We start from the raw sequence: 12,574 nt of genomic DNA, 5'->3' as shown, positions 1-12,574 counted from the left end.
AGGATTGCCTTAAGTGTTCTTTCAGTTCTTTGGGATTTCCTTTCGGATTAAAAATGAATTATTGGCTGAAACCCTTGTTTTAAGGTAAATAGGTCAAGAATTAAACCAATAATATTCACTATATTTGCACGCAATTAAATCCTTAATTGCATGGAAGCCCACCTAAAAAAAATTCTCGGAGAAGGTCTTACGTATGACGACGTACTCTTGGTACCCGCGTATTCCGAAGTATTGCCCCGCGAAGTCAACATTCAATCCAAGTTTACTCGAAATATTACTATCAATGTCCCGATAATTTCCGCGGCGATGGATACCGTTACGGAATCCCGTATGGCCATTGCCATTGCCCAAGAGGGGGGCATAGGGGTGCTTCATAAAAATATGACCATTGAGCAACAGGCGCTGAAAGTAAGAAAGGTCAAAAGGGCGGAGAGTGGAATGATTTTAGATCCCGTAACCATGCCTTTGAATTCCAAGGTGAAGGATGCTAAAGCCAATATGAAGGAACATAGTATAGGTGGAATACCCATTGTGGACGATGAAGGTAAGCTCATAGGAATCGTTACCAATAGGGATTTACGATTTGAAAAAAACAATGACCGACCAATTTCGGAGGTAATGACCTCTGAAAATTTGGTGACAGCAGGGGAGGGAACCTCGCTATCCGAAGCTGAGGACATACTACAGGAGCACAAAATTGAAAAACTTCCGGTCGTTGACAAGAACAATAAATTGATCGGTCTCATCACCTTTAGGGACATCACCAAACTCACCCAAAAGCCCATTGCCAACAAGGACCAGTATGGCCGGTTGCGTGTTGCGGCAGCTTTGGGCGTAACCATGGATGCCGTGGATCGGGCAGAGGCCTTGGTGAATGCCGGGGTGGATGCTGTTGTTATCGATACCGCCCACGGACATACCAAAGGAGTGGTCACCGTCTTGAAAGAGGTAAAGAAAAAGTTTCCGGATTTGGATGTAATCGTGGGTAATATTGCCACCGGTGAAGCTGCGAAATATCTAGTAGAAGCTGGTGCCGATGCTGTCAAAGTCGGTATTGGTCCTGGATCTATTTGTACCACAAGGGTCGTGGCCGGTGTAGGATTTCCACAATTCTCAGCCGTGTTGGAGGTCGCTGCTGCCATCAAAGGTTCCGGTGTTCCCGTTATTGCAGATGGCGGTATTCGTTACACAGGTGATATTCCCAAAGCCATTGCTGCCGGGGCGGACACCGTGATGCTAGGTTCGCTTTTGGCAGGAACTAAGGAGTCCCCTGGGGAAACCATTATCTACGAAGGCAGAAAATTCAAAAGTTACCGCGGCATGGGTTCCGTAGAAGCCATGAAGCAAGGTAGTAAGGACCGCTACTTTCAAGACGTGGAGGAAGATATCAAAAAATTGGTTCCAGAAGGAATTGTAGGTAGGGTACCTTATAAGGGAGACCTGTTCGAAAGTATCCACCAATTTGTAGGCGGACTGAGGGCCGGTATGGGCTACTGTGGCGCCAAGGATATTGAGACTTTAAAGGAGACAGGTCGATTCGTAAAGATTACTGCGAGCGGTATCAACGAGAGCCATCCACATGATGTTACTATTACCAAGGAGTCTCCTAATTATAGTAGGTAGATTATTTGGATTATTATAGAAGTTTGGCACTAGAGGTAGCTGCTCAAAATATACTTCCTTATTCCACGTTAGATTAAAAAATTAGTATAAAACTATATGGGCAGAAGTAGGACTTTTTTTGCAATTAAATTTCTTTGTGGAATATTCCTTTTCCTATCGTGTTCTAATGAAAATGATTCAGAGATAGGCAAAGATCTACAATTGATAGTTTCTCCAAATAATTTGGAGTTGTTACAAGGTGAATCAGGTACCATTTTTATTTCTTCCCAACCTGAAGGAAGATTCGAGTGGCGAATAGGTAGTAAACCAAACTGGATTTCTTTTTCTCCTTCCAGTGGTATCTTGGACGGTACAATTGATGAAATTTTGGTTACCACGGAGGTTTCCGGTTTAACCGTTGGTTGGAACACGGGTACGGTAGAAATAATTTCAAGTTCGGCTGGTAAAAAGTTCATGGATGTATCGGTATTCATAGAAACTCCTCAAATTTCTCAAATGGCCATATCAAAGAACATTTTGGAATTTGATTATCAAGAAGATTCAACTGAGTTTTATATTAAAAATATAGGTGGTTTGGACTTTAATTGGACCATTAACAATCAAAATGATTATTTAACAGTTTCTCCAGACTCAGGTTTTTTGGCTATTGGTGATTCTATTTTGGTAACCTCGATTGTTGATAGAACCGAGTTAGAAACGAATATCTATGAATATTCTTTAAATATTGGAAATAACCAACAGAACGCTTTGGAGCTGCCTGTCAATATAAAATCCTATAAAGAGGAAAAATGGATATTGGATAATGGTCAAATTGTGGATGCTGAATATGATCGAAATTATGACAAAATAATTGCGGTTTCAGAATTTCCAAACCAAATTCTTAATATTAATCCAGTTTCCCAAGGAACTCAATCATTGGATTTGAACTTACCGCCTACAAGCGTATCTATTAGTCAAGATGGTAATTTTGCCGTAGTTGGTCATGATGGATATATTTCCTATATAAATTTATCATCAATGGAATTGATCCAAATTTACAGTGTCACAACAGACGTATTTGATATTGTTTTGGGACCAAACAATTGGGCATATGCTTTTCCGCGTGTAGATCAGCATGAACGTATTAGGTGTATTGATCTGTCCACTGGAAATGAGACACAAAACACAGGAAATTCGATTTATGCAGGGACTAGGGCCAAGTTGCATCCTAGCGGCAATTATATTTATGGCGCAGATAACGGTCTTTCCCCATCCGATTTTGAAAAGTATGACATTTCTGGAGGGACTGCACATTATCTTTACGATTCTCCATATCACGGTGATTTTGAATTTAGCGGTAATATTTGGATATCTGAATCTGGGGATAAATTGTTTTCCAGGGCCAGGAATGTATTTAACGCTTCAGAGAATCAAACGAGTGACATGACCTATAGCGGAAAATTATTTGGTGAGCAAGGAAAACGTATTACGACTATGGATTCCCATGCAGAAGCAAATGTAATATATACTATTGTGGACGAAGGGTTATGGGATTGGGATTATAAACCTGGTAGTGTTGTTAAAAAATACACAGAAGATTTTTACAACTTTCAAGGCGAAATAGAGTTGCCAAAGTTTTTAGGAACGGATACGAATGGCAATTTTTCCCTTTTTGCGTCTCACGGGTATTTTGGCTTTTTTAATTCCACAGGTTCCGAGTTTTACGTAATAGTCAAGGCCGACGAGGAGAACAACTCGGCAGTTAGATGGGGTATTTCCACTATATCTGTTGATTAAGGTCAACTGATACCCTCTTTTTAGTTTATTGGGTTATCCTTTTGTTTAGAAGTTGAACCCTCCTAAGGTCATCGGCGGCTTGCCATAACTTGTTTTTAAGGGAGGGGTTTAGTTCCGGATTATCCTTTAAATAATCTTGCATGATTTCGTAGGCTTCGTTTGAGGTATGATTGCCTATGGTACTGCTTAACCAGCGTTTTGGAAAGAAAATATCGCCGGTTTTTTGAATTTCGTCCAACAAGTCCAAACTACTCTTTAGATGCTGAAGTGCAAAGGTGGCATGCAGGGGATGATTAATGTTGCTCAAGGCCGATGCCGACCAGGCTTCCTTTGAACGGTTCTTTTCAAGTTTGAGGGATTCCATAAAGTTGCTTTTGACCGATGCATCCTTGGAAACGGAAGGTAGCAGGAAGTTGAAGCGTTCCAATTTGTCCGGATTGTCAAGGGCGTTTTTAGCCGTTTGCAATATTACCTCTGATTTAGGATGTTGGTAGAGTGCAAGGTCCAAGGCCATTTCGGTAAAGTCATCCTTGTTCAGTCGCAAATTGGACAGAACTACTTTTTTGGACCAAATATCGTACAATTGTTGGATGGAAGTTCCCGTGTAAGCCACCGACTCAAAGGTTGAGAACAAAGTCTTTTTCTTGTTCGGGGATTGGTCCTTTTGCAGTTGAGACCACAAATTATCGGTGATTTTGGATTGCTCCAAGCGCCGTTCTTCTTCCGTGAGGTATTTCCAGAACAAGTTTCTCAAATACCCAGATAACAAATTCGATAACAATTCATTTTCTTCCAGATACAATCGGTTTTCATAAAAACGCAGGAGCTCTAAAGGTTTTATAGTTCCATTTAAAGCATTTTCATATGCGTTTATGTAAAAGGAACCTCTAGCGACTTCATCACCTATAATCGCTATAGTCTCAAAAGCTTCTGGATGTATTGGAAAGACGCCATAACCCATACCATCCGAATTATAAAGGATTGCGAGTGGTTTTGGAAGTCCGAGGGCCTCGGTGATTTCCAGTTCGTCTCCGGTGAATTCCAAGGGAATTCTTCGAACCGTATCGGGATAGACCAAGGAAATCTCAAAAATCTGGGGCCAAATTTGGTCCGACCTATCTTCGGCCATTTGTCTCAATTCCAAAGAGGAAATCTTGCCGTCCTCCGTATATGTTACACTATCCTTGAAAATAGGCCTGCCGGAGCTGTTCACCCAGACATCGCTCCAAGAAAGAAGGTCTATGTCCGTACGGTCATCCAAAATCTTCACGAGGTCGTTCCAATTCGCATTCGAATTTTGATAGGTTTTTATGTATTCCTGTATTCCCTCTTTAAAAGTTTCCTTACCCAAGACCGCTTCCAACTGTCGCATCATAATGGGCGCTTTATTATAGATGATACTGCCATAAAGTGAACCCGCATTGTTGAGGTTTTTCAATTCTTGTCTGATAGGATTCGTGCCTTTTGTGCGATCTTCGCCATATGCGCTAGGATAATGCCCTACCATGAAAGCGAGTTCATGGTTTATGGAAGGAAATTCAGGATTTACTATTTTATCCGCCATAAAATTGGCAAATACCTCCTTCATCCATACGTCATTGAACCAATCCATGGTAACCAAATCCCCAAACCACATATGGGAAGTTTCATGGGCGATCAGTTTGGCCCTCCCCAGTTTTCTGTTTTCCGTGGCACTACCGTCCAAAAAAAGCGAGCTTTCTTTATATTGAATGGCCCCTACATGTTCCATACCGCCATATTGAAAACCTGGAATGGTTGCAAAATCGAGCTTTTTAAAGGGGAAGGTAAAATCGGTATAGTCTTCCAAAAACTCTTTGGAACTGTGGTGCAATTGGAAAATGGAATCGATACTGTACTTGATTTTTTCTTCATCGGTTTCCCGATATAACATTTTCATAGGAATATTGGCTATTGCCATTTCTTTGGACTCGAACTTTCCCGCCACGAAGGAAAAAAGATAGGTGCTCATTTTGTCCGATTTTTCAAATTCATGCACCTTTCGTCCGTCAGAAGTGGTTCGATTGAGTTCCGGAGCGGCGCAAAGCACCTTCCAAGTTTCAGGGGCTGTAATTGTCAGCGTATAGGTAGCTTTTAAATTGGGTTGGTCAAAACAAGGAAAAAGGGTTCTTGCACGGTCCGGAACCAATAATGTATATAAGTATTCTTCATTTCGATTTAGCGAAAGTTCACCGGCCAAAAAATCGATTTCCAAAGTATTTTTGCCTTTCACCAAATCACTATTTGCGATTATAATATGTTCATTTGTGTGATTGATTTCAATTTGGGACCCATTCACAACAATCTTCTTTAAATGATTCGTTTCTTCTTTGAAATCGATAAACACAGGATTTTCCAAGGAATTAAGAAAAAAGTTTAGCATTAGTTTGGAGCGGATTGGTTTTTCTAACTCCATTGGAATTTCAAAATTCAATTTGTACGTGATATTTGAAATGTGCTCTTTCCGGTATTCTGCCAGGGACAATGATACCCCGTCAGATATTGCAATGTGTCTTTCTGTCCTTTGGGTTAGAGTACAGGCAATACTTAGGAGGCTTAGTAGCAAGAAGGAAACAAATTTTTTCATGTATATAAAATGCGTTGATACAGTGAAATTACCGCATTGTGAAATGTAAACCAATTTAAAATATTTAAATACGATTATCTCGCAAATATGAATGGTTGTCGCAATGCTGCTCAAAAACCATCATTTACCGACCATTTTACTATGTTTGTTGTTCATCCAATCGAAATGGCAAGTTTTATCGAAAATCCGGTGTATGTTTTAACGGTATTAAGTCTCATGGTGTTGCTATCCCTAGCTGCTGCCAAAACAAAATGGGGTAAACCATTGGGAGCGGCATTATTGGTCATTGTTTTCACGGCCGTTCTTTCCAATCTAAGGTTGATTCCGTCAGCCTCGAATTCCATTCCCTTGTACGATGCTATATTTAAATACTTAGCACCTATTTCAATATTTTACTTATTGCTGGGGGCCAACTTAAAATCGATTCAGAAAGCCGGACTACCCATGATCGTGTTATTTCTGTTAGGTTCTTTGGCTACGGTAATAGGTATTTTGGTTTCTTGGTATTTAATTTCACCTCAAAATATACTTGGTGACGACGCAAAGATTCTGGCGGGAATGCTAACCGGAACCTATACTGGGGGCAGTGTTAATTTTAACGCTGTGGCCCTGACCTACGAATTTCAGGACCGGGGAATTCTTTATGCAGGAGCCATTGCCGTGGATAATGTTGTCACGGCGGTTTGGGTGGTCATTACAATTGCGATTCCCGTGTTCTTAAGGCGTTTTATTACGGATTGGAAAATAACCAGTTCTATTTCGAATGTGATTAAAAGCGAAAAGGATGCACTAAGCCTAAACACGTTAAGCTGGTACGTTTTTATTGGATTGATCGCCTATTTAGTTGCTGAACTTGTAACACAAGTCGTTCCTTCGATTCCTTCCATCATAACCCTATCTACGCTTGGAATCCTATTAGCTCAGACGGGTTTCATTTCCAAACTTAAAGGAGGCCATACATTGGGTTTGTACCTGGTTTACCTTTTTCTGGCAGTGATAGGTGCCTATTGTGAAATTAGTTCTGTACTGGAACTTGGAGAAATTGGGATTTCCTTGTTTTTGTTCACCATGGTAGCAGTATTCATACATGGAATTGTCATTGTGGTTCTTGGAGGCCTCACTTTTAGGGATTGGGACATGATTGCTATTGCGAGTCAAGCCAATGTGGGCGGAGGAACCTCGGCCATAGCACTTGCGGAAACGTTTGATCGCAGCGAATTGATTTTACCCGCAATCTTGGTGGGTACTTTAGGAAATGCTTTGGGAACCTATTTGGGATTTATGGTCACCGCATTGCTGTAGTAACTTATTTTCCCGCTTCAGCGTAGGTTTTCCAATCCTTCTCTTTGTAGATGTTCTCACCAAAGTATTTGGCGATGTTCAAAAAAGGTTCCGGTTTTTGGTAGCCGGGCACTGGTGAAAGCACGTTAAAGTCTTCGTCGAGGAATATGGTCGTAGGATAACTTAATCTGCCCTGCATCAAGGCAGCTGCAAGCTCATGGTAGCCTTTTCTGCCAGATGGTACAAACTTATAGGTTTTTCCCTTGAATTCGATGGGATCGGCGCCTTCCCCATCAAGTTTTATCATGTAGAAATTTTCTGTCATGTAGGCAGCTACCTCCGGATTTTGAAAGGTATCCTTATCCATTTTTTTGCACCACCCACACCAGTCGGTATAGACATCAACAAATACTTTTTTTGGATTTTTATCCGTGGCGGCCAGTTCTGCTGCTTCGTTCCAGGAAAGCCATTTCACTTCTTGGGCCTGCAATCCAACAGAAAAAAATAAAAAGGCAACTAGAAAGAGATTTTTGATCTGTACAGAAACGCTAGAGTTCATACTTTTTATGGAGTTAGTCCAACAATTATACCAAAACTAACGCTTTTTTCGTGTCTTTATTTCACCTTCTCAGGTTGCTTTACTTGAAATAGGTCTTTTACATCTACCTGATTTTTAATCAGATCGTCAAATGTTTCCCGTTCCCGTATCAAAATCGCCTGACCTTTGTGCCATAAAACCTCGGGTGGCCTAAATCTTGAATTGTAATTGCTTGCCATAGTAAAGCAATAGGCCCCCGCATTCTTGAAACACAAAATATCCCCTTCCGAAATCTCATTGATTCGTCGGTTACTGGCAAAAGTATCGGTTTCACATATATAACCGACTACTGAATAATAACGCTCCCTTCCTTCTGGATTGGAAATGTTTTCAATGGAATGGGTGGCCCCATAGAGCATTGGCCTAATCAAGTGATTGAAGCCAGTATCCACGCTCGCAAAAACAGTAGAAGTGGTTTGTTTTACCACGTTTACTTTGGCCAGAAAGTATCCGGCCTCACTGACCAAGAATTTTCCGGGCTCAAAGGCCAAGGTCAATTCCTTGCCATATTCCTTACAAAATGCATTGAATCTAGAGCCCAACTTTTTGCCCAGCTCCTCAACATTGGTCTCAATATCGCCTTGCTTATAGGGTACCTTAAAACCACTTCCAAAATCAATAAAGTCCAAATCTTTGAAGTTTTTAGCCGTTTCAAAGAGAATTTCTGAGGCGTACAGGAATACATCAATGTCCAAAATATCGCTTCCGGTGTGCATATGGATCCCGTTGATGTTCATTTTTGTAAGCTCTACAATTCGCAATAAATGAGGTATTTGATGAATGCTTATACCGAATTTAGAATCGATATGACCTACGGATATTTTCGAGTTTCCTCCAGCCATTACGTGCGGATTTATCCGGATACATACCGGAATGTCCGGATGCTTGCTACCAAATTGCTCCAGAATGGATAGATTGTCTATATTGATCCGAACGCCCAATTTGGCAGCCTCCTCAATTTCTTCCAAAGAAACGCCATTTGGCGTGAAAATGATGGATTCTGGTTTGAAACCTGCTAAGAGACCGAGTTGTACTTCCTGTATGGAAACGGTATCCAAACCACTTCCCAAACTGTTCATCAATTTTAAAATCGTGATATTGGATAGTGCCTTTGCGGCGTAATTCAATTTTAAATTCTTTACCGTACCGAATGCCTTGGTAAGACGATTGAACTGGGAAATTATTTTTTCGGAGTCATAGACATAAACGGGATCTCCGTACGTTTTGGCGATTTTAAGTAAATCCGCATTGTTCATAGCGATATGATTTTATGGCAAAGCTAGTGGTATCAAAAGATACCTACAAATAAATACAATGAAAAATGAAATAATACAACAAAATGTGTCAAATGTAACACTTTAATCCGTCTTTTCTTTGTATGCTATATAGTAGCTTCGTAATTTACGATTGATTTCCTATTTTTCATATGGGACCATTGGAACAACAACCTCCATTAATAATTAACTCTAATATTTTTATATGAAGCTACCTCTTTTTCCTTTAAAATCTGTTTTCTTTCCAGGCGAAACCGTGCCCTTGCATATTTTTGAGCCCAGGTACAAACAACTGATTCAGGATTGTAGGGACGAGGCAATTACCTTCGGTATTCCGGTTTTTCTCAATAACCGATTGGAATATGGGACAGAGGTACAACTGGTAGAAGTGGTCAACACTTATGAAGGTGGGGAGATGGATGTTGTGTGTGTTGCCAGACAGGTTTTCAAGGTGATATCTTTTGAACCCCAAATGGTGGACAAGTTGTATCCGGGAGGGGATGTCCAATTGTTGGAATATGATTACATCTGTCCCGCCAGTTATAAGGCCGAGGTGGTGAAGAAAATACAGCAACTTTATGCTATTATGGAAATTCCGAACACCCCAATCGATTTGGCGAAGTATAATAGTTTTGTGTTGGCCCATAAAATAGGTCTGTCCTACGAACAGGAATATGAACTTTTAAGAATTGCCAAGGAGCAGGATCGTCTGGAATTAATTTATAACCATCTGGTGACCACGATCAATGTACTTTCGCAAGTGGAAAGAACCAGAAAAATTATTGAACTGAACGGCCATTTTAAAAATTTCGATCCGCTCGATTTTAAGAATATCGAAACTTAAAATGGGCGAGATTGGGAGAATTGGTAGCAGCATATTCAATTAATTAAGTTTAATTTTCAATTATTACCCTGTCTTTCCTATTTTTGCCCAACAAATTAAACTACCCTAATATGAACCTTCACGAATATCAAGGAAAAGAGATATTATCAAGCTTTGGCGTACGAATTCAACGAGGCATCGTGGCGCACAGTGCAAAGGAAGCAGTAGATGCTGCCAAACAATTGACAGCAGAAACAGGTACCGGATGGCATGTAATCAAAGCCCAGGTTCACGCCGGAGGTCGTGGTAAGGGTGGCGGTGTAAAATTGGCTAAAAACTTAAAAGAAGTAGAAGAGTTGGCAGGCCAAATCATAGGTATGAACTTAGTGACTCCACAAACTTCCGCGGAAGGTAAAAAGGTACATCAAGTATTGGTAGCCGAAGATGTTTACTATCCTGGCGACAGTGAAACCAGCGAATTTTATATGTCGGTACTTTTGAACAGAAGTACTGGAAGAAATATGATAATGTATTCTACCGAAGGTGGTATGGATATAGAGGAAGTGGCGGAAAAAACTCCCCATTTAATCTTCACGGAAGAAATAGATCCTGCAACGGGACTACTTGGTTTCCAAGCGAGAAAGATAGCTTTTAACTTGGGACTATCTGGAACTGCCTTTAAGGAAATGACCAAATTTGTATCGGCATTATACAAGGCATACGTACAGAGCGATTCCAGTATGTTCGAAATCAACCCTGTGTTAAAGACTTCTGATGATAAGATTATGGCCGTTGACGCCAAGGTTTCCATAGATGATAATGCGCTATACCGCAGGAAGCAATATGCGGAAATGAGGGATTTGCGTGAGGAAAACCCTATTGAAGTGGAAGCTAGGGCCGTGGGTCTTAACTATGTGGATTTGGATGGAAACGTTGGATGCATGGTAAACGGTGCTGGTTTGGCAATGGCTACCATGGATTTGATCAAGATGGCAGGTGGCGAGCCTGCAAACTTTTTGGATGTTGGAGGTACGGCCGATGCAAAAAGGGTGGAAGAAGCTTTTAGGATTATATTAAAAGACCCGAACGTGAAAGCCATTCTAATAAATATTTTTGGCGGAATCGTTCGATGCGATAGGGTTGCCCAAGGTGTCGTAGATGCTTATAAAAATATGGGCGATAGTATAAAAGTACCAATAATTGTGCGTTTACAAGGAACCAATGCGGAGTTGGCCAAGGAGATTATTGACAATTCCGGTTTGGCCGTTCACTCCGCCGTACAGTTCAAGGAAGCTGCCGATAAGGTAGAGGAAGTGTTGAGATAAGTACTACATATCCCACGATTATAGAAAAAGGCAATGTTTTAGTAACATTGCCTTTTTTTCATCTATACCATCATTTTGCTGCACATTTTGTAGAACACTTGTAATTAGGTCTAGAATAATGGCAGCTTTTTTAAGATCCTTGAAGGAAATTCTAGGTACGGTTTAGACGATGTTCCAAGTCATATTTTATCATGGTATTACCCATTTGAAGTTTCTGTTAAGTTTAGTTTGAGAGCAAATCCCGTTTCTTTTTCATTGTAACTTTGACTTGTGTTCAAAATGGATGATTTTGATTAAAAAAATGTTAAAACGAAGTTTTGTTGTAACATTCTCATTTTTGAGGCGTCTTTTTAATAAATCATCATCAATCAATTATTAATCAACTTTCAGAAATGAAAGTCAAAAAACAACAAGTCATGAGAAAATTAAGTTTAGTTTTTGTAGCAGCATTGCTATTCGCAACAGGTAACGTTTTAGCTAACGACACTGAAGGTGTTGAACCTGCAAAAAGTCTAACCGGTCAAATTGCCAAAATGTTGGAGGACAATTCTTTTTCAGAAATGGAGTCCGACTTAACCGCGCAAGTAAGGTTCACGTTGAACAGTGATGGAGAAATCGTTGTGCTGTCGGTTGACACGGAATCCGTTAATCTGGAAAGATTTGTGAAAGGGAGATTGAATTACCAAAAGGTGGATATTTCCAATGTAGAGGAAGGTAAGCTGTATACCGTTCCTGTTAGGATAGCTTCTTAAGTGTTTAGAAGTTGAATTAATAATCCTGGTTCTCTTGGAATCAGGATTTTTTTTTGTTCTTGTATTTTCCGTGGCTTAAGTTGGGATCCAAGTTTTTCAACTGCTTTTTTTTAAAACTCTTGGATTGGTCGAATTTCTTGGTGGGCTCCTTTCCCAAAAGGACTTCTCCTGGGTTTTTAGGATTCTCCCTGGTTCCCCTAAGGTGTATTACCAGTCCATTGAGAAAATTCCGTAAAATCTGGTCGCCACATTCCATATAGTTAGGATGGTCCTCCTTCCTAAAAAATGCGCCCAACTCACTTTTTGTAATTTTAAAGTCTACCAGAGCAAGTATTTCCACTATTTCATCATCCCGAAGCTTAAGGGCAACCCTTAATTTTTTAAGTACATCGTTATTGGTCATATTTAAAAATTTGATGCAAGGTATCATTAAAATTCTTTATATATGGTGGTTGGAAGAATTTAGGGGGCACTGTGGAAATGATGGACGGTAGTGTTAAATATCTGTTTTTCATGC

The 12,574-nt window shown here is 40.3% G+C and carries 10 protein-coding genes; 6 read left to right on the top strand and 4 right to left on the bottom strand.

Annotated elements, in window-relative coordinates:
* Window positions 1-150 precede the first annotated feature (150 nt).
* Both guaB and DZC72_RS00140 read left to right on the top strand, forming a co-directional pair.
* Window positions 151-1,623, top strand: coding sequence for an IMP dehydrogenase (gene guaB, locus DZC72_RS00145; RefSeq protein ID WP_125220928.1), 1,473 nt, complete (start codon window positions 151-153; stop codon window positions 1,621-1,623).
* Window positions 1,624-1,845: 222 nt separating this feature from the next.
* Complete coding sequence (locus tag DZC72_RS00140) at window positions 1,846-3,399, top strand: BACON domain-containing protein (protein WP_125220927.1); 1,554 nt, start codon at window positions 1,846-1,848, stop codon at window positions 3,397-3,399.
* Between the two features lie 25 nt (window positions 3,400-3,424).
* On the opposite strand, the gene DZC72_RS00135 is transcribed toward DZC72_RS00140, so the two are convergent.
* Window positions 3,425-6,004, bottom strand: coding sequence for a M1 family metallopeptidase (locus DZC72_RS00135; protein WP_125220926.1), 2,580 nt, complete (start codon window positions 6,002-6,004; stop codon window positions 3,425-3,427).
* A gap of 165 nt (window positions 6,005-6,169) precedes the next feature.
* Between DZC72_RS00135 and DZC72_RS00130 the strand changes: the two genes are divergently transcribed.
* Window positions 6,170-7,306, top strand: coding sequence for a DUF819 family protein (locus DZC72_RS00130; protein WP_243641602.1), 1,137 nt, complete (start codon window positions 6,170-6,172; stop codon window positions 7,304-7,306).
* Between the two features lie 4 nt (window positions 7,307-7,310).
* Here the strand turns inward: DZC72_RS00130 and DZC72_RS00125 are convergent, their stop codons facing one another.
* On the bottom strand, window positions 7,311-7,844 hold the full coding sequence (locus tag DZC72_RS00125) for a thioredoxin family protein (RefSeq protein ID WP_125220925.1): 534 nt from the start codon (window positions 7,842-7,844) through the stop codon (window positions 7,311-7,313).
* Between the two features lie 56 nt (window positions 7,845-7,900).
* The gene (gene lysA / locus DZC72_RS00120) at window positions 7,901-9,139 is read right to left on the bottom strand and encodes a diaminopimelate decarboxylase (RefSeq protein ID WP_125220924.1); all 1,239 of its coding nucleotides are present in this window, start codon (window positions 9,137-9,139) and stop codon (window positions 7,901-7,903) included.
* Between the two features lie 223 nt (window positions 9,140-9,362).
* Between lysA and DZC72_RS00115 the strand changes: the two genes are divergently transcribed.
* From DZC72_RS00115 to DZC72_RS00105, 3 genes are all read left to right on the top strand, one after another.
* Complete coding sequence (locus DZC72_RS00115) at window positions 9,363-10,001, top strand: LON peptidase substrate-binding domain-containing protein (RefSeq protein WP_125220923.1); 639 nt, start codon at window positions 9,363-9,365, stop codon at window positions 9,999-10,001.
* 110 nt (window positions 10,002-10,111) lie between these two features.
* On the top strand, window positions 10,112-11,305 hold the full coding sequence (gene sucC / locus DZC72_RS00110) for an ADP-forming succinate--CoA ligase subunit beta (protein ID WP_099546668.1): 1,194 nt from the start codon (window positions 10,112-10,114) through the stop codon (window positions 11,303-11,305).
* A 416-nt stretch (window positions 11,306-11,721) separates the two neighbouring features.
* Window positions 11,722-12,057, top strand: coding sequence for a hypothetical protein (locus DZC72_RS00105; protein WP_125220922.1), 336 nt, complete (start codon window positions 11,722-11,724; stop codon window positions 12,055-12,057).
* Between the two features lie 40 nt (window positions 12,058-12,097).
* On the opposite strand, the gene DZC72_RS00100 is transcribed toward DZC72_RS00105, so the two are convergent.
* The gene (locus tag DZC72_RS00100) at window positions 12,098-12,460 is read right to left on the bottom strand and encodes a DUF1456 family protein (RefSeq protein ID WP_125220921.1); all 363 of its coding nucleotides are present in this window, start codon (window positions 12,458-12,460) and stop codon (window positions 12,098-12,100) included.
* Window positions 12,461-12,574 lie beyond the last annotated feature (114 nt).

It is taken from the genome of Maribacter algicola, assembly GCF_003933245.1.
GTDB lineage: Bacteria > Bacteroidota > Bacteroidia > Flavobacteriales > Flavobacteriaceae > Maribacter > Maribacter algicola.
This window is presented reverse-complemented; position numbering and strand designations above follow the sequence as displayed.